Consider the following 20,458-nt stretch of genomic DNA (forward strand, 5'->3'; position numbering starts at 1 on the left):
CCGGATGACCCAGCGCACCGTCATCGAGAACGCGGCCATCGCGACCGTGGACGCGCACGACACCGAGCACGCCTCGGGGCACGTGGTCCTGGCGGACGACCGGATCGAGTCGATCGGCCCCGGTCGGGCCCCCGAGGGCCTGGAGAACGTCGTACGGTGCGTCGACGCCACCGGCCACCTCGTGACCCCCGGCCTGGTCAACACCCACCACCACTTCTACCAGTGGATCACCCGGGGCCTCGCCACCGACCACAACCTCTTCGACTGGCTCGTCGCGCTGTACCCGACGTGGGCGCGCATCGACGAGCCGATGGTGCGCGCGGCCGCGCAGGGCTCGCTCGCGATGATGGCCCGCGGCGGCGTCACCACCGCCATGGACCACCACTACGTCTTCCCCCGCGGCTGCGGGGACCTGGAAGGCACGATCATCGGCGTCGCCCGCGACATGGGCGTCCGCTTCACCCTGGCGCGCGGCTCCATGGACCGCGGCGAGAAGGACGGCGGCCTGCCGCCCGACTTCGCCGTCGAGAGCCTGGAGGACGCCCTCGCCGCCACCGAGAAGACCGTACGGCGCCACCACGACTCCTCCTTCGGCGCGATGACCCAGGTGGCCGTCGCCCCCTGCTCGCCCTTCTCCGTCTCCACCGAACTGATGCGGCAGGGAGCGGAGTCGGCGCGCCGGCTCGGCGTGCGGCTGCACACCCACGGCTCGGAGACGGTCGAGGAGGAGAAGTTCTGTCACGAGCTGTTCGGCATGGGCCCGACCGACTACTTCGAGTCCACCGGCTGGCTCGGCGACGACGTGTGGATGGCGCACTGCGTCCACATGAACGACTCCGACATCGAAGCCTTCGCCCGCACGAGGACCGGCGTCGCCCACTGTCCCTCCTCCAACGCCCGCCTCGCGGCGGGGATCGCACGCGTCCCCGACCTCCTCGCGGCCGGCGTCCCGGTCGGCCTCGGCGTCGACGGCACCGCGTCCAACGAGTCCGGCGAACTGCACACCGAGCTGCGCAACGCCCTCCTCGTCAACCGGCTCGGCCCCCACCACGAGGCCGCCCTGAACGCCCGTCAGGCGCTGCGCCTCGGCACCTACGGCGGAGCCCAGGTCCTGGGCCGGGAGAGGGAGATCGGCTCGCTGGAGCCGGGAAAGCTGGCCGACCTGGTGCTGTGGCGGATGGACACCCTCGCCCACGCCTCCATCGCCGACCCGGTGACCGCGCTGGTCTTCGGCGCGGCCGCCCCGGTCACCGCCTCCTTCGTGAACGGACGCCAGATCGTCGAGAACGGCCGGCTGCTGACCGCCGACGAGGAGGCGATCGCCCGGTCCACCCGCGAGGAGGCGAGGCGGCTGGCCCGGATCGCCGCCGGTTCCTGAGCGAAAAGGGGCGGCCTCAGGACGCCGGGGGGCCCGCCCAGGCCATGAGGTTGGCGAACAGCTCGGCCTGCTCGATCGCGTCGTCGAGGGCGTGGTGGGTGTGGCGGCGCGTCGACAGCAGCTCGGGCGGCATGGCCCGCTTCGCCACCGCCCGCAGCGGCAGCCCCGCCTTCGCGGCGTACAGCGTCTTCATGTCGAGACAGCCGGAGTGCCCGAACGGACTCGACCCGGTGAACCGGATCAGATACCAGTACAGGAACGTCCAGTCGTACGACGCCGGGTAGCCGCACATCACCGGCTGCGCGCCGTCGCTCACTTCACGCACCCAGCGGGCGAACTGGGCCAGTGCCAGGGAGGGTTCGATCCCCTGCTCGCGCAGCCGCTCCCGGTCGAGCCCGCTCACGGCCAGCGCCTCGGACACGAACTCCTCGCTGATGGGCCGCAGTTCGCGGTAGAAGGTCCGCGCGGCGGGATCGGCCGCGGTGAAACCGTCCGCGTCCTGCACACCGGCGACCGCGGCGCCGAGGCTGAGCATCGAGTACGGGCCGGGAATGGGTCCGTCGGCCTCGATGTCCACGGAGATGTACAGGCTGGGTCTGACGCGTCGCGGGGGCATGGGACGGGAGCATCGCAGGTGCGCGGGGCGCGGTGCACCCGAATTCCCCTTCCCCTCTGGCCTCATGAGGGTGCTTGGCAGGGTGTGGCCCGCGGCAGCCGCCCCGAGAAGAACTCCCGGGGCGGCACACCCATCAGGGTGCGGAAGTCGGCCGTCATGTGCGACTGGTCGTAGTAACCGGTGACCGCGGCGAGTTCGGCCCACGGGGTGGTCAGGGCGTGGTCCAGGACGTGCCGCACGCGGTCGATGCGGGCGAAGTGCTTGGGGGAGAGGCCGATGCCCTCCGCGAAAAGGTTGCGCAACTGACGTTCGCTGACGGCAAGCTCGCGGGCGACGTCCCGCACGGCGGCCGGCGCGCGGTCCCGTCGGGTCGACAGGGCGGCGACGGCGGCGCGCAGCAGCCGGTCGCGGTCGCGGGAACGGATCGTGGGCGGGGGGAGCAGATCAGCGAGGCCGGACGTGACCTCGCCCGGATCCCGGTACGCCAGATCACGCGCCAGTGCACGGGCGGTGTCGGAGGGCAGGGCGCCCAGCGGCATCACCCGGCCGACGAGGTCCACGGCCGGCACACCCAGCAGCGGTCGCACCGCACCCGGCTCCAGACGCAGGCGCACACAGGACACCAGCCGCTTCCGCGCGTCCGCGTGGTACGTGGCCAGGGTGCGCGGTCCGACGACCAGTGTGTCGCGCCCCCCGTCGCCCCGCAGACGCACGACCACCTGGGTCGCGGTGTCCGGCGGGTGTGCGAGGGCGTTCTCGACGGGACCCGTGGCCCGCACCGCCGCGACGCCGGAGATCCAGGGGCGAGCCCGGTCGTGGACGGTGAGGGGCTGTTCGGCGAGGACGTCGGTCACCGCTCCACCGTATGCGTCGGACAGGTCCCGGAGGGCTGCCGAAGCGTGCCGGAATCTCCTAGAGACGCGGCGGCGACGCCCGGCACCGTGAGAGCCATGATCCTCGTGACCGGTGCCACGGGCACCATCGGCAGTGAACTCGTACGACAGTTGACGGCGCGCGGCGAGAAGGTGCGCGCACTGCTCCGCGACCCGGCGAAGGCCGCCGGGTTGCCCTCGGGGGTGGAGGTGGCACGTGGGGACTACCTCGACCCCGGCTCCCTGGAGGCCGCGGCGGCCGGAGCGCAGGCCGCGTTCCTGGTGGGCGTCCCGGGGCCGGACACCCACCACGACGAGGCGCTGGTGGCGGCGGCCCGGTCGGCGCGGGTCGGCCGGCTGGTGAAGCTGTCCGCGATCGCCACCGGAGACCCCGGTCTGGGCGCTTTCGGAACGTGGCATCTGCCCGGCGAGCGGGCCGTGCGCGAGAGCGGGGCCGAGTGGGCCGTCCTGCGGCCTTCGTCGTTCGCCTCGAACACACTGAGCTGGGCGGCCCCGATCAGGGCGGGCGAGCCGGTGCCGAACATGTGCGGCGACGGGGCGCAGGGCGTGATCGACCCGCGTGACGTGGCCGAGGCCGCGGCGCGGGTCCTTCTCGACGGCCGGCTCGTCGGACGGACGTACACGCTGACCGGACCGGAGACGATCAGCGTCCCGGAGCAGGCCGCCGTGCTCGCCGAGGTCCTCGGCCGGCCGATCACCACCCGGGACCTCACACCGCGGGAGGCGCGTGAGCGTCTGCTCGCATGGGGTCTCGGTGAGGCCCAGGCGGAGGGCGTCCTGGCCGGCAACGCCTTCGTGCGCGACGGCGGCAACGCCGTGGTCACCGAGGACGTGCCGGAGCTGCTGGGGCGTCCGGCGCGGACCTACCGCGAGTGGGCGCGGGAGCGTCGAGCGGCCTTCGGGTGACGTCGTCCGTCAGAGGCCGAACAGGGCCGGGTCGGACGCCAGTTCCTTGAAGTGGTTCTGCGGGTCGGGCACCATCCGCCGTGTCTTCAGGTCCAGCAGGCCGCCGACCGCGGTGAGTTCGGCCGCCACCGTGCCGTCGGCCCTGTGCATGACCTGCTCGATGCGGAACGTCTTGCCGCCGCTCGACTCGAAGACGCACGTCACGTCGACCTCGTCGCCGGCGAGCAGCTCACGCTTGCAGCGGATGGTCGTCTCCAGGGCGACGGGCCCGACGCCCCTCGCGATCAGGGCGGCCTGGGTGATCCCGGCGGCCTGGAGCAGCGACCAGCGCGCGTGCTCCGCGTAGTTGACGTACACGCTCTGGTTCACATGGCCCTGCGTGTCGGTCTCGTGGAGATCATGGCCGGGATGCCTGACATGCGACGGGGTCACCCCACCGCAGTCCGCCTCCTTCGAGCTGCTGCTCTGCTTCGCGGCCGGGGCCACCCTGTTCGCTGGGACCTGGTCCCGCTTCTTCCGCCGCGGCCCGTTGGAGTACCTCCTCAACAGCGCCACGAAACTGGCGAACCGCGTCCGCTGAGCCCGGGTATCCGTTGCCCGTACTGCAGAAAGCCGTCGTGGCCCTGCCGAGCGGTGGGTGCCACCCCGCCGTGTGGCTGGCGCTGCAGCTCAGCGGGTCTCCGGGACCGATCGGGGCCTTAGGGTCGAGTCGGCATGGGCCGAACGGCATGAACAAGGTGAGGCGGAGCGCGTGATACGGGTAGTGGTGGTGGACGACGAGGCTCTGGTCCGCTCGGGCTTCCAGCTGATTCTGGGCGCGTCCGAGGACATCGAGGTCGTCGCGACCGCGAGCGGCGGAGACGCGGTGGACACCGTCCGCCGGGAGCGGCCCGGCGTGGTGCTGCTGGACATCCGGATGCCGGACGTCGACGGGCTCACCGTCCTGCGCGAGCTGCGCACGATGCCTGACCCGCCGGTGGTGGCGATGCTGACGACGTTCGACGCCGACGAGTACATCCTGACCGCGCTGAACGGCGGCGCTGCCGGCTTCCTGCTCAAGGACACCGAACCGGAGCAACTCCCTCACCTGGTGCGCACCCTGGCCGCGGGCGGTGTCGTGCTGTCCCCCAAGGCGTCGCGGACCCTCCTGCACAGCCACCCCGGCACCGAGAGGGCTGTCGACGAGGACGCGGCGCGGGTCCGGCTGCTCACCGCGCGGGAGCGTGATGTCCTCGTCCTGGTGGCGGAGGGCTTGTCGAACGCGGACATCGGGGCACGCATCCACCTGGGGGCGGGCACGGTCAAGGACCACGTCAGCGCGATCCTGACGAAGTTGCGGGTGGCGGGCCGGGTGCAGGCCGCGCTGCTGGCGCAGCGGGCCGGGCTGCTCGACGAGCGCCTGCGGTCGGAGGCCGGCGGATGAGCCGTGCACGCGCCCTGTGGCAGCGGCTTCCCGCGCCGGTCATCGACCTCGCCTTGGTGGCCGCGGCGGCCGTGGACGTGCGGCTGAACAACTGGGAGCCCACGCGCCTCACGCTCGCGCTGGCGGCTGTCGGGTGCACCGCGCTGGCCTTCCGGCGCAGGTTCCCGCTCGGCGTGTTCCTGCTCACCCTGCCCCTCGCGCTGACGCAGGATGTCGCCGTCGCTGTGCTCGCGGCGCTGTTCACCCTGGCCGAACGCTCCCGCAACCGCCGTCTTCTCGCCGTGTGCGTCGCCCTGGCCGCCGTCGCGAGCAGCACTCCGTGGCCCCTGGCCGAGGTCGACCGGACCATGACATTGGTCTTCTTCGTGTACGGCCTGGCCACGGCCGCGGCACCGGTCCTCTTCGGCCAGCTTCTCCAGGCGCAGCGGGACCTGGCGCGGCGACTGGCCGAGATCGAGGACGCCAGGGAACACGAGCGGACCCTGCACGCCCAGGCCGTCCTCGCCCGCGAACGCGCCCAGCTGGCCCGGGAGATGCACGACGTGGTCTCCCATCAGGTCAGCCTGATCGCCGTCCGGGCCGGGGCGTTGCAGGTCGCCACCAAGGACGCGGACGCCAAGGAGGCCGCCCGCACGATCCGTTCGCTGAGCGTCACCACGCTCGACGAACTGCGCACCATGGTCACACTGCTGCGGGCCTCCGGCGGTGACGCCACCGAGCTGACGCCTCAGCCCACCCTTGCCGACCTGCGTAAACTCGTGGAATCGAGCGGCACTCACGTAGAGCTGACGGGGGAACTGCCACCCACTGTGAGCACACCCACCCAACGCGCCCTCTACCGTACGGTTCAGGAAGCGCTGACCAACGTCCGCAAGCACGCCCCCGGCGCCACTGCCGGCGTTGCGCTGTGGCAGGACGGCGACGGCGTGGGAGTGACCGTCACCAACACCCCACCCACGCGTCCCTCCCTGTCCCTCCCCGGCTCCCGGCAAGGCCTCGTCGGACTGCGGGAACGTGCCGACATCCTGCACGGCACCCTGGACGCGGGCCCGACCACGGAAGGCGGCTACCGGGTGCGGCTGCGGATCCCGCTCAGCGCGGACTGAGCTGTTGCTCAGGGCCTGTCCGGCGGATCATCGCCTACGGCAGGTGAACCCTGGGCAGGGTGCGCCGAAAGCGGAAGCGGATCACCGGGCGGGGGTCAGGAGCTGGGTGGCTGCCAACCGCGCGTACAGCTGGTCCTGTTCCACCAGTTCCTCGTGAGTGCCGACGGCTCGGACCTGGCCGGCGTCCACGACGACGATGCGGTCGGCTCCGGTCACCGTGGACAGGCGGTGGGCCACCACCAGCACGGTGGTGTCGCGGGCCACCTCCGTGATGACGTCCCGCAGCGCGAGCTCGTTGACGGCGTCGAGCTGTGAGGTCGCCTCGTCCAGGAGCAGCAGTCGGGGCTTGCGCAGCAGGGCGCGGGCGATGGCGATGCGCTGCCGTTCGCCGCCCGACAGTTTTGAACCGCGGTGTCCGACCGGGGTGTCCAGGCCGTGGGGCAGGCGCTCGACGAGGGTGTCGAGCTTCGTGCGGGCGAGGACGTCGCGAATGTCGTCGTCGCTCGCGCCGGGCGCCGCGAAGACGAGGTTCTCCCGCAGGGTGCCCGCCAAGACGGGCGCGTCCTGTTCCACGTACCCGATGGCCGACCGCAGCTCGGACAGGGGCCAGTCCCGCACGTCCTTGCCGTCGACCAGGACCCGGCCGCCGGTGGCCTCGTGGAACCGCTCGATGAGCGCGAAGACCGTCGACTTGCCCGCACCGGAGGGACCGACGAAGGCCGTCATACCGGTTCCCGGAACCTCGAAACTCACCTGCCGATGGATGTACGGCCGGCCCGGGCGGTAGCGGAAGGACACGTCCTCGAAGCGGACCGACGCCGGCTCCGGCACCGATGGCCCCTGCCTGGGCGGGCCGTTGTGCCGTCCGGCGGTCGGCTCGGTCGCCAGCTGCTCCACGTGCGCGATCCGGGAGAGCGCTGCCGCCCCCTCCTGATACTGGGAGACGGCGTCGACCAGTCTGGACACCGGCTCGATCAGGTAGAAGAGGTACAGCAGGAAGGCGATGAGGGTGGAGACGGGGATCTCCCCGGACGCCACGCGCGACCCGCCGACCGCGAGCACCGCGAGGAAGGCCAGCTGGACGGCGAGTTCGTCGGCCGAGCCCGCCACGGCCTCCCACTTCGCGCTCTTCACGCCGTGCCGCCACGCCCGCCGCGCCGCCGCCTCCACCCGGGCGGTCTCCCGGCCCTCGGCACCGGACGCCTTCACCGTGCGGAACGCCCCGAAGGCCCGCTCCAGCGCGACGGAGATCTCCCCGACCGCCTGCTGCGATCGCTCGGTGGCCCGGGCGATCTTCGGCATGACCAGCGCGACGCCTCCGCCGACCAGCACGACCACGCCGAGCGTGACACCCAGCAGCACGACATCGAGCAGAGCCATCATCACGATCGCCGCGCCGAACGCGACCGCACCCGTGGCCGCGGAGACGACCGCCTGCGTGCTGACCGCCCGCAGCAGCGTGGTGTCCGAGGTGACGCGGGACATCAGATCACCCGGCGGGATCCGTTCCCACTCCGCGAGCCGCAGCCGCAGCAACCGCGCCACCAGGGTGCGCCGAGCGGTCAGGACCACCGACTCCGCCGTCCGCTCCAGCACATACGCGCCGAACGCCTCGACTGCCGTGCCCAGCACCACCAGCGCGGTGAGCGCGATCAGGATCCCGGCGATGGTCTCGCCTGTGGTGAGCCGGTCCACCAGGGCTTTCGTGGCCAGCGGCTGCAGCAGCCCCCCGGCAGCCCCCACCAGGGCGCACAGCAGACCGACAGCGACAGCCCCCCGGTGCGGCCGGACGTAAGCACACAGGGCCTTGACCGTCTCCCGTGCGGACAGGGAGGTCTCATCCGTCGTCGGGGCGGATGCGGTGTTCACGAGGTTCCCTTCTTCTGCGGTCTGCCGGGCCGCGTCAGCGGTTCAGCACACCGGTGAGTGAGCATGTGCCGGCCCGAGGGCCGGTTGTGGCGGACCCCGAGACGAGGGCATGCACAAACGCCGCGGGCAGTTCGGGACGGACGACGGACAGCGCCAAGACGCCTGCCGCCAACGTCATTCCGAGGAACTCCAGGAACCCGGCCCTGCCAGGGACGGCGCCCCGGCCCAGCACGTCGGCCGATGACCCGGAGGAAGCATGGGTCCACTTGTTCTGCACACGGCGCGTCATGCCACCAGCCTGGAGGCGTGGTTGGGCCGCGCCCATCCGGCAACCGTCGGGTACACCCCCGCCGAGCGGCTGACCGAGACCGCCGTCCGGTCCGCACCGGACCGGAAGGAGTGGGAACCTCGCCGGTCGGCGGGGCGTTACCCGCCGCTCGGCGGGGGAGTCACCGAAGGCTGCCGGGTGGCCCCCTCCCTGACGCCACGCGAGGTTCTCGGTATGACACAGACACAGCCGCCGCCGGAGACGTCAGGTCCCCAGGACGACTCGCCTCCACAGTCCCGAAACCCGCACGGGTCCACCGCGTCTGCCTCGGCCGGTCCCTCGATGGGACGCCTCGTCGGGGTGGACCTGGCCCGCGCGCTGGCGGTGTTCGGCATGTACGTCGTGCACATCGGCCCCCCGCTGTCCGCCACGACCGGTGTGGCGAGCTGGATCCGCTACATGGCGGATGGCCACTCGTCGGTCCTGTTCGCCACCCTCGCCGGATTCTCGCTGATGCTGATCGCCGGCCGCCGCGAGCCGAAGACGGGCCTGGCGGGCCGGCAGGCGAAGGCCCGCATCGCGATCCGCGCCGTGGTCCTGCTGGTGCTGGGCACCGTGCTGGCGATGGAGTACGGGGGAGTGATCATCCTCGGCTTCTACGGGGTCTACTTCCTGCTCGCCCTGCCCCTGGTGCGACTGCGTGCCAGGACACTCGCGGTCGTCGCGGCCGCGTTCGCCCTCGTCACACCGCAGTTGGCGTACGTCCTGACCTCGCTGCTGACTTCGTCGGTCCAGGAGAGCATCAACGCCCACGACCCGCTCCGCCGCCTCAGCGAGGTGGGAGTGCTCGACCTGCTGCTCACCGGCTTCTACCCGGCGCTCACGTGGATGTCGTTCGTGATCGCGGGCATGGCACTGGGCCGCCTCGACCTGTCCTCCGCCACCGTTCAGAAGCGCCTCGCCGCGCTTGGCGCCTCCCTCACCGCGGCCGCCTACGGCATGTCCCTGCTGCTCGCCGGATCGGGCGCGTTGAGGAGCACGGCGGAAGACGGGTCCTCGTCCGGCGGCTCCGGTTCGATGCCCCCCGTCAGCGGTTCGATGCCCCCGGACGGGGGGTCGTTCCCCGACATTCCGGCCTCGTCGCTCCTGGCGGCCGGGCCGCACAGCGGGACCACGTTCGACATCATCGGCAGCGTGGGCGTCGCGATCCTCGTGATCGTGGGCGCGACGGTGGCGATGGACCGCCTGCCGCGACTGCGCCGCCTGGCCAAGCCGGTCATCGCCGTGGGCACCATGTCCCTGACCGCCTACGTCGGCCACTTCCTCGCCCAGTCCGCGCTGTCCGTGCCCGCCGGGACCGGTGCCCAGCAATCATGGGTGCCGCTCGTCATGTTCGTCCTCGGGGCGACCGTGTTCGCCGCGATCTGGTCCCGATTCTTCCGCCGAGGCCCCCTGGAATACCTCCTGAACGCCGCCACCAAACCGGCGAAGCACATCCGATGAGACCCGGCCGGGGTGGGACGCCCCCTCGCTCCACCCCGGCACCGAGCTGCCCGAGCAGTTCCTCATCCCCTTCCCGGACTCCGACTCCTGGCCCCTGTCGGCCCTCGACAGGACGGCACCGCGGGCACTGAAAGACCGACGGCTTCGGCGCATCCCGGCACGCCCCTCACACGCGGCGCGGGGACGCCAGCAGGTAGCGGTCTCTCGTGCGGGAGTCGGTGTGCTCCCCGACCTGCCAGCCCGCCCCTTCCAGCGTCGCCGCGCACGCCCGCAGCGTCCCGCCGTCCGGCCCGCGCACCGCGACGGCGTCCGGCTGCGGCGTCGCGCGGACCCGGTAGCCGTCGCCGTCCGGCCCGGCGGGGCGGTGCCCGGCGGCCTCCAGGGCGAGTGCGGCGGCCCGCACGAGATGCGTACGCTCCCACCCGCACGGCCGGTCCGCGGCGCCGTCGGGATTGGTCATCCGGCGCAGCTCCAGCAGCCCCTGCCAGGCGCTGTGCACCTCCCGGGCGCGGGAGGGCCCCGCCGCCGGCTCCTCCTCGCCGCCGACCCGCGCGGCGAACACCCCGCCCGCGCCCGCCGCCTCCGGAGCCGCTTCGGCCGCACGGGGCGGTTCGGGCGCGGCCTCGCGTATCCGGTGCCCGGCGGGCGTCAGGAAGCAGTCGTGCGGCGGGCGCGGATGCCGGAAGGCGAGCCCCCGCCCCACCAGCGCCGCGAGCTGCGCCTCCGTACCCCGCAGCCGCCCGGTGACGGGATCGGCGGCGTCGATCACCCGCCGCTGCGCGGCGGTCGGCGGTCGTGTCACGGCGTACCCCCTCCGGGCCACGGGGACGACGGGCCCGCTCCCGCCGTTCACCCACCGCCTCCGAGGCTACGACGAGGGTCTGACATCCCCCGGGCCCGTCATCCGCCCGGGCGGATGTTCCACCCCGCGATCACCGGCCGCCCGTGCTCCGTCCCCAGGCGGCACAGCGTGCCCGTGGCCAGCTGGAACAGCGCGCCCGAGGACGGCGGCAGCCCGAGCCGGCGCGCCGTGAGGACCCGCAGGAAGTGCCCGTGCGCCACCAGCACCACGCACCCCTCGGTGTTCGCGAGCGCCGCGTCCACCTTGGCCAGCATCCGGTCGGCCCGCTCCCCGACCTGCTCCGGGCTCTCCCCGGGATGCTCGGGCGGTCCCGGCGCGACCCCGTCCGTGAACAGGAACCAGTCGGGCCGCTCCCGATGGATCTCCACGGTGGTGATGCCCTCGTAGCCGCCGTAGTCCCACTCCCGCAGATCCGCGTCGACCTGCGGCTCGTGCGGGCCGAGCCCGATCAGCTCGGCCGTCTCCCGCGCGCGCTGCGCGGGGCTGACGAACGCGGCACCGATCCGGTGCGACCGGATCAGCGGCGCCAGCCGCCGCGCCTCGTCCCGGCCGTGCTCGGTGAGCGGGACGTCCGTCGATCCGGTGTGCCGGCCGGAACGCGACCACGCGGTCTCTCCGTGCCGGACGAGAAAAAGATCACCCATGCGACACAGGCTCGCACAGCGCGCCCTGGGACGCCGACGCCGCGTGCCCGGTCAGCGGTCGGCGGCGTACGTGAGGAAGGCGGCCCACTGCGTGGGGCCGAAGATGAGTTGGGGGCCTGTTGCGATCTTCGAGTCCCGTATGTGGATGGTGCTGGGGGTGAAGGCGACCTCGACGCATTCGGGGCCGTCATTGCTGCTGTAGCTGCTCTTGATCCAGTTCAGTGGAGCTGAAGGCGTGAGCGTCATGTTTCCTCTCCCAGGACTTTCTCGATGAAGGCCAGTGACTCCCGGGGGGTGAGAGCCTGCGCGCGGATCATTCCATAGCGCATCTCCAGGATCTGGACCTCCCTGGGGCCGCTGATCAGGTGGCTGTGCAGCTGGGCTTCGGAGTGCCCTACCGTCTTGCCCTCACTGAGTTTCAGCAGTTGCAGCGAGCCGGCCATGCCTGCGTGGTCCTCACGGTCCGTGGGCATCACCTGGATCTCGACGTGCCTCAGTGCGCTGACCTTCAACAGGTGTTCGAGCTGCTGCCGCAACACCATTTTGCCGCCGAGGGGCCGACGCAGTGTCACCTCTTCCTGGACGAAACTGAGCAGTGGCGCGGGTACACGGTCGAAGACGGACTTGCGGGCCATGCGCGCGGCGACGTGACGGCTGATCTCGTCCTCGGTGTACGTCGGTCGGCGCATGGCGCACAGGGCTTCCGCGTACTGCGGAGTCTGCAACAGGCCGTGGATGTGGTGGCTGGCGTAAGCCCCCAGGTCGACCGCCTGCGCCTCCAGCTTGGCCAGATCCCGCACCTTCTTCGGGTACCGGGCCTCCTCCACGTCCTTGCGCAGCCCGGCGATCAGCCCACCCGCCGCCAGCGCCTCGTCCGCCGCCTCCAGGAACTGCGGCTTCGGCGCGCGTCGTCCCCGCTCCACCGAGGACACCTGTTCCTCGCTGTACCCGATCGCCGCCCCCAACTCGGCCTGGGTCCAGCCCTTCCGCTCCCGGAACATCTTGATCACCTTGCCGACGGTCCGCAGCACAGCCGTCGACTCCTCGTCGTCGCCGTGCGGTTCCTCGACGTGCCCCTGTCCCGTCGCGCCCACCCCGGACACCTCCTCGTGCCGTTCGATCCCAACTCCCCACCGGCCCCACGCGTCACGCGTCGCCGCCCGGACAGACCCGGACGGCGACCGGACAGTGACGCCGCGTACCGCTGATGTCCCTGTTCAGAGTAGAGTCGATCGACCACGCTGAGTGACATGAACTCGGAGATCGCCCAGTCGGCCCCCACCTCGCGTCAGTCCACGGTCCGGCTCTCCGCCACCCCCAGGGGCGCCCGCCTGGCCCGGCGCCTGACGGCCGAACAACTCGACACCTGGGGCTGGCCCTACGCGACGGACGCGAACGGCACCGCCGCGCTCCTCGTCGCCGAACTCGCGGCGAACGCCGTACGGCACGGCAGGGAGCGGGGCCGTGACTTCAGGCTCCGCCTGACGCTCTACCCGCAGGACGCCACCCTTCGCATCGAGGTGACGGACCCCCGACCGGGCCGCCGCCCACCCACGCCCGGCACCCTCCGGCCGCCCGCCGCGGACGCCGAGTCCGGCCGGGGCCTGATCCTGGTCGAGGCGTTGTCGAGCCACTGGGGAGTGACTTGGGGCGACGGCTTCAGCAAGACGGTGTGGTGCGAGGTCGTGCTCGGCTGAAGGGTCGACGCCCAGCGTCCTACTGCCGATATCCCCCGAGGAACCGGCCGATCCTCCCGATCGCCGCCTCCAGGTCCTCCGCGTGGGGCAGCGTCAGGATGCGGAAGTGGTCCGGGGAGGGCCAGTTGAAGCCGGTGCCCTGGACCACCTGGATCTTCTCGCGCAGAAGGAGGTCCAGGACGAACTTCTCGTCGTCGTGGATCCGGTGCACCGCCGGGTCGAGACGCGGGAAGGCGTACAGCGCGCCCTTGGGCTTGACGCAGGAGACGCCCGGGATCTCGTTGAGCTTTTCGAAGACCACGTCCCGCTGTTCGCACAGCCGGCCGCCGGGCGCGGTCAGTTCGCGGATGGACTGCCGGCCGCCCAGCGCGGCCTGGATGGCGTACTGGGCGGGCGCGTTGGCGCACAGGCGCATGGAGGCCAGCATGGTCAGGCCCTCCAGGTAGTCCTTGGCGTGCTGCCGGGGGCCGGTGACCACCAGCCAGCCCGAGCGGAAGCCCGCCACCCGGTACGTCTTCGACAGTCCGCAGAAGGTGAGGACGACCAGGTCGGGGGCGAGCGCGGCGGCCGAGTGGTGGACGGCGTCGTCGTAGAGGATCTGGTCGTAGATCTCGTCGGCGAAGACCATCAGGCCGTGGCGGCGGGCCAGGTCGAGGATGCCCTCGATGATCTCCTTGGGGTAGACCGCCCCGGTGGGGTTGTTCGGGTTGATGATCACGACGGCCTTGGTGCGGTCGGTGATCTTCGACGCCATGTCGTCCAGGTCCGGGTACCACTCCGACTGCTCGTCGCAGAGGTAGTGGACCGCCTTGCCGCCGGCGAGGGTCGTCACCGCCGTCCACAGCGGGAAGTCGGGGGCCGGGATGAGGATCTCGTCGCCGTCCTCCACCAGCGCCTGCACGGCCATGGAGACCAGCTCGGAGACGCCGTTGCCGAGGAAGACGTCGTCGACGTCGACCTCCAGGCCCCGGCTCTGGTAGCGCTGGGCCACCGCCCGGCGGGCGGACAGGACGCCGCGCGAGTCCGTGTATCCGTGGGCCTGGGGAAGCATCCGGATCATGTCCTGGATGATCTCCTCCGGCGCCTCGAAGCCGAACAGTGCGGGGTTGCCCGTGTTCAGGCGCAGCACGCTGTGGCCCGCCTCCTCCAGTGCGTTGGCGTGCTCGATCACCGGGCCGCGGATCTCGTAACAGACCTCGCTGAGCTTGTTCGACTGCCGGAACTCCATGCGTCCCTCCGGTATCTGGGGTTGCTTGGTTTTACCAAGTCACCGCTTGGAAAGTCCAACGACATGTCTAGACTGCCTCGCATGTCTCGTCGCCGAAGCTACGACCAGTACTGTTCCGCCGCCCGCGCGCTCGACGTCGTCGGCGACCGCTGGACCCTGCTGATCGTCCGGGAGCTGCTCGCCGGCCCGCGCCGCTACACCGACCTGCACGCCGACCTGCCCGGCGTCAGCACGGACGTCCTTGCCTCCCGGCTGCGGGACATGGAGCGGGACGGCCTCGCCACCCGCCGCAGGCTGCCCCCGCCCGGAGCGGCCTACGTGTACGAACTCACCCCGCGCGGGAGCGGGTTGCTGCCGGTCCTGCAGGCGCTCGGGGCGTGGGGGAAGGGGGAACTGGGGGAGCGGCAGCCCACCGACGCCGTACGCGCCCACTGGTTCGCGCTGCCGTTGCTGCGCGCGCTGGAGGGCGAGGGCGACGGGGTCGTGGAAGTGGTGCTGGAGGAAGGGGAGTTCCATCTTCTGGTGGGTGCTCGGGACGCGCCCATCTACGGCGAAGGCGCCGCGCCCGGCGAGCCCGACGCGCGTCTCACCCTGGACGCCGGCACCGCGGAGGCCCTCGCGCGTGGGGAGTTGACCCTGCCCGACGCGGTGCGGGCCGGGCGCGTCGGCGTGAGCGGTGACGGCCCGCTGGCCAAGGCGCTGTGTGAAGCGTGAGGCATGGGAGAAGGCCTGCCACGTATGCGTGACAGGCCTTCTGAGGATCGCTCAGGCGCTCGCGCGCCCGCCGGCTACGCCTGCGGCGGCACCCCGGGCGGGCGCCCCGTGCCCCGGGTCAGCGCGTAACCGCCGATGCCGGCCAGCGCGGCCAGCATGCCGCCGATCGCCGTCCACACCCAGCGGTCCGACCACCAGCCCGACGACCAGCCGTCGTCCGGCTCGATGCTCGACAGCACCGCCGAGGACGAATCGTCCTTCTCGGCGTCCGACTTGACCGCGACGCCCGGCACCAGCGGCTCGGCGAGGCTGCCGTCCACCGCCGCCGCACCGCCCATGTCCTTTGAGTCCACCCGCAGTTCGGTGGAGACCGGCAGGCCGAGGTCGGCCGTCTTCAGCCCGACGGCGGTCAGACGGACGTAGTACGTGCCCGGCAGCGGGTCGTTCGCCCACGGCTCCGACCAGGCGCGCACCGTGCGCAGGACGCAGGCGAGTTCGACCGAGGCCGCGCCCGCGGCGGCGGTGCGCGTCTGGGCGCCGTACTGGCAGGCCTGGCGGCGGCGCAGACCGTCGTACACGTCGATCTGCCAGGTCTGGCCGGTATGGCCCTCGGGGAGCTTCACCGTCGCCTTCACGGTGGGCCGTTGGCCGGCGTCGGCCGGGAACGACCAGTAAAGGTAGTCGCCCGTGGACGCGCTCGCGGTCGCCTTCTGGCCCTGGTCGACCTCCGTGGCGGTGCGGAACGACGTGCCCGCCCGGGTGGGCGCCGCGCTGTCCCGGGAGGGGCTCGCCGAGGGCGTCGAGTCGGCCGCGGCGGGCGCCGCCGCCAAGCCGAGCGCCAGCAGGGTCGCGCTCACCACGCGTGTGATCCGCATCAGTTGGTCCTCCAGATCGCGACACGCCAGCGTGACAGCCAGCCCCACAGCAGGCCCGCGACGAAGCCGGCCAGCACCAGCGCGCCGAGCAGCCACCAGCCGCGGCCCAGACCGAACGAGGCCACGTCGCTCGCCGGGGACGGGCCGTCCACCACGTCCACCGTCAGCTCCAGCGGCATGCCGGGCGTGGTCTTCACCCCGGCCGCCGGGGAGAAGGAGTTCGTCACCTGGAGGCAGACCGTCTCCGCCGGCGCGTCCTCCTCGTCGCTCTCCGCCTTCGGGTAGCGCAGACCGGCCGAGACGACGTCGGTGCGGCCGTTGCCCGCGGCCTCCCCCCGTACGATCTCCCGGCCGTGCACGGTGACCGCCCGCAGCAGCACCCCGTAGGAGGGGTTCACGGCCCGGTCGGCCGCCACGCTCACCGAGGCCCGCAGCTCCTTGCCCGGCTCGACGTCCACCCGGTACCAGCGCTGCCGGCCGAACTCCTCGCGATCGGTGAACAGGCCCGACTTCAGCGCCGGCGCGGCGGTGCAGGACTCCGCGCCGCCGACGGCGACCGGCGTCACCACGGGGTCGGCCGCCCGGTCCACCAACTGGTTCACCTTGTCGGCGAGTTCCTCGGTGTGCTCCACCGAGGTGTAGGTGCCGCCGGTGGCCTCGGCGATGCAGCTGAGCTGCTGGCGCATCTTGACGTTGGGGACCAGACCGAGGGTGTCGATGGTCAGTCCGATGCCCTTGGCGGCGATCTCCCGGGCCACCACGCACGGGTCGAGCGGCGCGCAGGTGTCCTCGCCGTCACTGATCAGCACGATCCGCTTGGAGCCGGTGCCACCGTCGAGGTCCCCGGCCGCCTTCAGCAGCGCCGGGCCGATCGGGGTCCAGCCGGTGGGCGTGAGCGTCGCCACCGCCGTCTTCGCCTCGGTCCGGTCCAGCGGGCCGACCGGGTAGAGCTGCGCGGTGTCCTTGCAGCCCGTCTGCCGGTCGTCGCCGGGGTAGTTGGCGCCGAGGGTGCGGATGCCGAGCCGTACGCCCTCCGGGGTGGCGTCGAGCACCTCGTTGAACGCCTGCTTGGCCGCGGCCATCCGGGTCCCGCCGTCGATGTCCTTGGCCCGCATGGAGCCGCTGACGTCGAGGACCAGGTCGACCTTCGGAGCGTTGGCTGTGGTCTCGTCGGCGACCGCCCCGGACGGGAACGCGATCCCGACCGCGAGCGTGGCGAGCAGTGCCGCCACGCCCGCCGCCAGCCGTTGTGTTCTGATCATCGGCGGATCCTATTGATCGGAGGCGCTCCGCCACAAAAACGGCCTCAGATGCCGTGCGACCGCAGCGGATTGGGCAGTACGGTCCACTGGTCGCCCGCGACCTCGGGGGACAGCCGCATCAGCGTCAACGCCTTGACCGGCAGCGGCTGTTCGCGCAGCGCGTCGAGATCGGGCGTGCGCGGCAGCTCCCGGACGGCCGCCGCCAGCGCCGCCCGCAGCGTCTCCCCGTCGCCCGCCGTCCCCGCGAGCGCGCCCCCGACGAGCGAGCCGAACAGCTTGCGGCGCAGCGCCCGTACGTCGTCCGTGCGGATCCGCTCCGGCAGCTCGGGCAGCGGTACGCCGTGCCGGGCCAGCCGGGCCGGGCTGACCCGGATGTCGGCGAGGTCGCGGTAGACCAGCCTCAGCGGGGCGCCCGACGCCGACAGCACCACCAGCAGGTTCTGTCCGTGCGCCTCCAGCGCCACGCCCAGCTCCAGCAGCCGCAGCCCGACGGCCAGACTCAGCCGCGCGAACTCCGCCAACCAGCCCGGCCGTGAGGGGAGTTCGGTGGTGGCGAGCGCCGCGACCGGCGTCACATGCTCGCCCGGCCCCGCGTACGCCGCCGGCGACTCGCGCAACAGAGCCGCCAGATCGGGGGAGTCGGCGGTGACCGCGCCCCACGTCCGCGTCATGTGCAGCAGACCGTCCGTGCGCGCCGCCAGCGTCTCCGCGAACGCCGACAGCACCGCGGCGGAGGCGACCGAGCCGACCGAGATGTCCCGCACCGACGACGTCAGCCGGGCGCTGAGCGCCGTCTTCACATGCGGGCCGCCCGGCACCGCGAGCGTGCGCAACGACATCAGCGGGTGCGCGGCAGGACCCGGCAGGCCGGACCGCTTGAGGACGTGCGCCGCCTGCCACGGATGCACCGGGATCAACACGTCCCGCCCGTCCCGCAGTTCGGTCGGCCAGCCACCCGTGACCAGGCACTCCGCGACCGGCGCAGGCAGCAACGTCAGCTGTACCGGCGGGGGGCGGTGCTCGGGGCCGTACGCGAGCTGCTCCGCCACCGAGAAACCGGGCCGGGAACGGCAGTTGGGATGGTAGGGATGCCCGTCGACGACACGCTGCTCCCACTCCCAGTCGTGCGCGGGCCATCCGCCCGGACCGGCTCCGCCGCTCGCCGCCCCCGCCCGCGAGAGAGCCAACGACGCGACACTGTCGCCGAGTTCGGCCGCGAAGCCGTCGCCGTGCGGCACGGCGAGCTGCGTCGTCAGCCGTGCGGGATCGTCGTACGCCACCCCGTCGAGCCGTACCTCCGTCACGCTGCCGGTCGTCGCGTACGGATCCGCGGGCGGGCCGTCCAGAAGGCGACCGTCCGCAAGGCGCAGCGCCAGACCCTCCCGGCCCGCCTCGCGGCGCTCGATCCAGAGCAGCGGCTCATGGGCCAGCGCCCGCCACAGCCGCGTCAGCACGGCCGCGCGGGCCCCCGGCAGCTCGGCGGCGAACCGGGGCCCGAGCGCGGGGCGCACCCCGGCGAGCTCGGCGGCCACCTCGGCCTCGGCGGTGGGGGGACGGTGCACGGGCGGACTCCTCGGGTACGGGTACGGCGTCACGGACGGCTCGTGACGACCGCGATACTGATCGTCCCCGCCCGAGAAGAACCGTAGGGAACGAGTACAACCCGTGGACCTCATCCCCCCGACCGCCAAGGCCCCGGCGTCCGCCGACCGGGCCGGACGGGACGGCCTCGCCGCCCGCGCCGAAGCCTGCGCGGGCGCGCCCCTGCTGAACTGTCTGCTGCGGGAGGTCGGGGAACCGCTGTCCGAGCGCGACGGACGCCGTGTGCACCGGCTGCCGTCCGGCCGGGTCCTGCGGGTGCGCGGCGCCCGGCGCCCCACCGAACCCGAGGTGTACACCGCCGGCGCCTGGCGCCGCCTCGACCACGGAGCGCTCGTCTCCCTGGCCGGCGAGGAACTGCGCCGGCACACCGGGCTCGCCAACCACGAGCTGCCCGCCGAGATGCTCGACAGCCGGCAGGCGGTGGCCGCCCTGCTCACCGCACGCGCGCGTGCCACCCCGCCCGACGACCCCTACCTGCGCTCCGAGCAGTCCCTCCTCACCGGCCACCCCCACCACCCCGCCCCCAAGGCGCGCGGCGGCGGCCCCGCGAGCGCCTGGCTGCCGTACGCCCCCGAGGCCCACGCCCGCTTCCCGCTGGTCCTGCTCGGGCTGCGCGAGGACACGGTCGTCGAGGAGGGCGACACCGCCGCGCTCGACGCCCTCGGCGAGGCCCCGCCCGGCTACCGGCTGCTGCCCGCCCACCCCTGGCAGCTCGACCTGGCGCGCCGCGCCCTCGCCCCCGCGTTCGCCGACGGCCGGCTGGTCCGCCTCGGCGTCACCGCCTTCGACGCCTGGCCCACCGCCGCGATCCGCACCCTGTACGCGGCCGGGCCCGACCTGTTCCTGAAGTTCAGCCTCGACGTGCGCATCACCAACGACATCCGCCGGCTCTGGCGCCACGACCTGCTCCGGCTCCGCCGGACCGACGCGGCCGTCACGCGCGCGTTCACGGCGGCCGGCGGCCCGGCGGCCTGGCTGAGCGACCGGGGCTACCGCACCGCCGACTTCGCCTTCGAGGAACTCGCCGTGCTGGTCCGCGACGGCCTGCGCGGCCATCTGCTGCCCGGCGCGACCCCGCTGCTCGCCGCCGGCCTCGTCGAGGGCTTCGCGGGCAGCCCCCCGCACCGCGCGGCCGACCCGGCTGCCTGGTGGGAGGCGTACCTGGCCGCCGTCGTCCCGCCGGTGCTCGGCGCCTTCGCCGACCACGGCGTCGTCCTGGAGGCGCATCTTCAGAACACCCTGGTCGCCGTCGACGCCGGCGGGACGCCGGTGCAGGCCCTGTTCCGCGACGCGGAGGGCGTGAAGCTGCTGCCGGACGTCGCGCGGGCCGCCGGCTGGGAACGGCTCGTGTACTGCCTGGTCGTCAACCACCTCACCGAGGTCGCCGCCGCCCTCGCCGAGCACCGGCCCGGACTGGACCCCTGGCCCGCCGCCCGCCGTGAACTCGCCCGCCACGACCTGCCCGAGGTCCGCGCCCTGCTCGCCGCGCCCACCCTGCCCGGCAAGACGAACCTGCTGCTGCGCTGGACCGGCGCGGACGGCGCCGACGCCCGCTACCTGCCCCTGCCCAACCCCCTGGCCGACGCGTGATCCGGCCCCGTACGACCTGAAC

The 20,458-nt window shown here is 72.9% G+C and carries 20 protein-coding genes; 8 read left to right on the plus strand and 12 right to left on the minus strand.

All coding sequences use genetic code 11. The features are described 5' to 3' along the window. Positions 1–4: 4 nt before the first annotated feature. On the plus strand, positions 5–1,378 hold the full coding sequence (locus ACIOC0_RS22820; protein WP_402157110.1) for an 8-oxoguanine deaminase: 1,374 nt from the start codon (positions 5–7) through the stop codon (positions 1,376–1,378). Positions 1,379–1,394: 16 nt separating this feature from the next. Here the strand turns inward: ACIOC0_RS22820 and ACIOC0_RS22825 are convergent, their stop codons facing one another. Continuing rightward, positions 1,395–1,994: a 3'-5' exoribonuclease domain-containing protein gene (locus tag ACIOC0_RS22825; protein WP_402157111.1), complete on the minus strand. Its 600-nt coding sequence runs from the start codon at positions 1,992–1,994 to the stop codon at positions 1,395–1,397. 62 nt (positions 1,995–2,056) lie between these two features. After that, the gene (locus ACIOC0_RS22830) at positions 2,057–2,848 is read right to left on the minus strand and encodes a helix-turn-helix domain-containing protein (RefSeq protein ID WP_402157112.1); all 792 of its coding nucleotides are present in this window, start codon (positions 2,846–2,848) and stop codon (positions 2,057–2,059) included. An 87-nt stretch (positions 2,849–2,935) separates the two neighbouring features. Here ACIOC0_RS22830 and ACIOC0_RS22835 point away from each other — a divergent pair, with 87 nt between their 5' ends. Beyond that, positions 2,936–3,793 carry an NAD(P)H-binding protein gene (locus ACIOC0_RS22835; RefSeq protein ID WP_402157114.1) on the plus strand — a complete coding sequence of 286 codons (858 nt, stop codon included), beginning with the start codon at positions 2,936–2,938 and terminating at the stop codon, positions 3,791–3,793. A 9-nt stretch (positions 3,794–3,802) separates the two neighbouring features. On the opposite strand, the gene ACIOC0_RS22840 is transcribed toward ACIOC0_RS22835, so the two are convergent. After that, positions 3,803–4,225, minus strand: coding sequence for an acyl-CoA thioesterase (locus ACIOC0_RS22840; protein WP_402157116.1), 423 nt, complete (start codon positions 4,223–4,225; stop codon positions 3,803–3,805). A gap of 331 nt (positions 4,226–4,556) precedes the next feature. Here ACIOC0_RS22840 and ACIOC0_RS22845 point away from each other — a divergent pair, with 331 nt between their 5' ends. Further along, complete coding sequence (locus tag ACIOC0_RS22845; protein WP_402157164.1) at positions 4,557–5,216, plus strand: response regulator; 660 nt, start codon at positions 4,557–4,559, stop codon at positions 5,214–5,216. Continuing rightward, the gene (locus tag ACIOC0_RS22850) at positions 5,213–6,322 is read left to right on the plus strand and encodes a sensor histidine kinase (protein ID WP_402157117.1); all 1,110 of its coding nucleotides are present in this window, start codon (positions 5,213–5,215) and stop codon (positions 6,320–6,322) included. Before ACIOC0_RS22845 ends, ACIOC0_RS22850 begins: the two co-directional genes overlap by 4 nt. An 81-nt stretch (positions 6,323–6,403) precedes the next feature. On the opposite strand, the gene ACIOC0_RS22855 is transcribed toward ACIOC0_RS22850, so the two are convergent. Continuing rightward, positions 6,404–8,191: an ABC transporter ATP-binding protein gene (locus ACIOC0_RS22855; RefSeq protein ID WP_402157118.1), complete on the minus strand. Its 1,788-nt coding sequence runs from the start codon at positions 8,189–8,191 to the stop codon at positions 6,404–6,406. Between the two features lie 610 nt (positions 8,192–8,801). Between ACIOC0_RS22855 and ACIOC0_RS22860 the strand changes: the two genes are divergently transcribed. After that, positions 8,802–9,962 carry a DUF418 domain-containing protein gene (locus ACIOC0_RS22860; RefSeq protein WP_402157120.1) on the plus strand — a complete coding sequence of 387 codons (1,161 nt, stop codon included), beginning with the start codon at positions 8,802–8,804 and terminating at the stop codon, positions 9,960–9,962. 166 nt (positions 9,963–10,128) lie between these two features. Here the strand turns inward: ACIOC0_RS22860 and ACIOC0_RS22865 are convergent, their stop codons facing one another. From ACIOC0_RS22865 to ACIOC0_RS22880, 4 genes are all read right to left on the minus strand, one after another. Then, the gene (locus ACIOC0_RS22865; protein WP_402157122.1) at positions 10,129–10,764 is read right to left on the minus strand and encodes a hypothetical protein; all 636 of its coding nucleotides are present in this window, start codon (positions 10,762–10,764) and stop codon (positions 10,129–10,131) included. Positions 10,765–10,862: 98 nt separating this feature from the next. Further along, positions 10,863–11,468 (minus strand): histidine phosphatase family protein, encoded by a 606-nt coding sequence (locus ACIOC0_RS22870; RefSeq protein WP_402157123.1) that lies wholly within the window; start codon positions 11,466–11,468, stop codon positions 10,863–10,865. A gap of 51 nt (positions 11,469–11,519) precedes the next feature. After that, positions 11,520–11,714 (minus strand): DUF397 domain-containing protein, encoded by a 195-nt coding sequence (locus ACIOC0_RS22875; RefSeq protein ID WP_402157125.1) that lies wholly within the window; start codon positions 11,712–11,714, stop codon positions 11,520–11,522. Beyond that, positions 11,711–12,562 (minus strand): Scr1 family TA system antitoxin-like transcriptional regulator, encoded by an 852-nt coding sequence (locus ACIOC0_RS22880; protein WP_402157126.1) that lies wholly within the window; start codon positions 12,560–12,562, stop codon positions 11,711–11,713. Before ACIOC0_RS22880 ends, ACIOC0_RS22875 begins: the two co-directional genes overlap by 4 nt. Before the next feature lie 156 nt (positions 12,563–12,718). Here ACIOC0_RS22880 and ACIOC0_RS22885 point away from each other — a divergent pair, with 156 nt between their 5' ends. Continuing rightward, complete coding sequence (locus ACIOC0_RS22885) at positions 12,719–13,165, plus strand: ATP-binding protein (RefSeq protein WP_402157127.1); 447 nt, start codon at positions 12,719–12,721, stop codon at positions 13,163–13,165. Between the two features lie 19 nt (positions 13,166–13,184). Here ACIOC0_RS22885 and ACIOC0_RS22890 read toward each other — a convergent pair whose 3' ends face one another. Next, positions 13,185–14,393, minus strand: coding sequence for a pyridoxal phosphate-dependent aminotransferase (locus tag ACIOC0_RS22890; protein ID WP_402157128.1), 1,209 nt, complete (start codon positions 14,391–14,393; stop codon positions 13,185–13,187). 81 nt (positions 14,394–14,474) lie between these two features. Here ACIOC0_RS22890 and ACIOC0_RS22895 point away from each other — a divergent pair, with 81 nt between their 5' ends. After that, positions 14,475–15,107: a winged helix-turn-helix transcriptional regulator gene (locus ACIOC0_RS22895; protein WP_402157130.1), complete on the plus strand. Its 633-nt coding sequence runs from the start codon at positions 14,475–14,477 to the stop codon at positions 15,105–15,107. 74 nt (positions 15,108–15,181) lie between these two features. On the opposite strand, the gene ACIOC0_RS22900 is transcribed toward ACIOC0_RS22895, so the two are convergent. The 3 genes from ACIOC0_RS22900 to ACIOC0_RS22910 are packed head-to-tail and all read right to left on the minus strand — an operon-like array spanning position 15,182 to position 18,806. Beyond that, complete coding sequence (locus ACIOC0_RS22900; RefSeq protein ID WP_402157131.1) at positions 15,182–15,982, minus strand: hypothetical protein; 801 nt, start codon at positions 15,980–15,982, stop codon at positions 15,182–15,184. After that, positions 15,982–17,244: a VWA domain-containing protein gene (locus tag ACIOC0_RS22905; protein ID WP_402157133.1), complete on the minus strand. Its 1,263-nt coding sequence runs from the start codon at positions 17,242–17,244 to the stop codon at positions 15,982–15,984. Before ACIOC0_RS22905 ends, ACIOC0_RS22900 begins: the two co-directional genes overlap by 1 nt. A 44-nt stretch (positions 17,245–17,288) precedes the next feature. After that, entirely contained in the window at positions 17,289–18,806 is a 1,518-nt protein-coding gene (locus ACIOC0_RS22910; RefSeq protein WP_402157134.1) for an IucA/IucC family protein, read from the minus strand. Between the two features lie 103 nt (positions 18,807–18,909). Here ACIOC0_RS22910 and ACIOC0_RS22915 point away from each other — a divergent pair, with 103 nt between their 5' ends. Further along, positions 18,910–20,436: an IucA/IucC family protein gene (locus tag ACIOC0_RS22915; protein WP_402157135.1), complete on the plus strand. Its 1,527-nt coding sequence runs from the start codon at positions 18,910–18,912 to the stop codon at positions 20,434–20,436. The last annotated feature ends 22 nt before the right edge of the window (positions 20,437–20,458 follow it).

The sequence above is a fragment of the Streptomyces sp. NPDC088254 genome, from assembly GCF_044740925.1.
Lineage (GTDB): Bacteria > Actinomycetota > Actinomycetes > Streptomycetales > Streptomycetaceae > Streptomyces.

Excerpts from the sequence above, each read along its gene's own strand:
- ACIOC0_RS22820 (WP_402157110.1), top strand. The coding sequence starts at position 5 with ATGACCCAGCGCACCGTCATCGAGAACGCGGCCATCGCGACCGTGGAC.
- ACIOC0_RS22825 (WP_402157111.1), bottom strand. The coding sequence starts at position 1,994 with ATGCCCCCGCGACGCGTCAGACCCAGCCTGTACATCTCCGTGGACATC.
- ACIOC0_RS22850 (WP_402157117.1), top strand. The coding sequence starts at position 5,213 with ATGAGCCGTGCACGCGCCCTGTGGCAGCGGCTTCCCGCGCCGGTCATC.
- ACIOC0_RS22860 (WP_402157120.1), top strand. The coding sequence starts at position 8,802 with ATGGGACGCCTCGTCGGGGTGGACCTGGCCCGCGCGCTGGCGGTGTTC.
- ACIOC0_RS22870 (WP_402157123.1), bottom strand. The coding sequence starts at position 11,468 with ATGGGTGATCTTTTTCTCGTCCGGCACGGAGAGACCGCGTGGTCGCGT.
- ACIOC0_RS22875 (WP_402157125.1), bottom strand. The coding sequence starts at position 11,714 with ATGACGCTCACGCCTTCAGCTCCACTGAACTGGATCAAGAGCAGCTAC.
- ACIOC0_RS22885 (WP_402157127.1), top strand. The coding sequence starts at position 12,719 with ATGAACTCGGAGATCGCCCAGTCGGCCCCCACCTCGCGTCAGTCCACG.
- ACIOC0_RS22890 (WP_402157128.1), bottom strand. The coding sequence starts at position 14,393 with ATGGAGTTCCGGCAGTCGAACAAGCTCAGCGAGGTCTGTTACGAGATC.
- ACIOC0_RS22895 (WP_402157130.1), top strand. The coding sequence starts at position 14,475 with ATGTCTCGTCGCCGAAGCTACGACCAGTACTGTTCCGCCGCCCGCGCG.
- ACIOC0_RS22900 (WP_402157131.1), bottom strand. The coding sequence starts at position 15,982 with ATGCGGATCACACGCGTGGTGAGCGCGACCCTGCTGGCGCTCGGCTTG.
- ACIOC0_RS22905 (WP_402157133.1), bottom strand. The coding sequence starts at position 17,244 with ATGATCAGAACACAACGGCTGGCGGCGGGCGTGGCGGCACTGCTCGCC.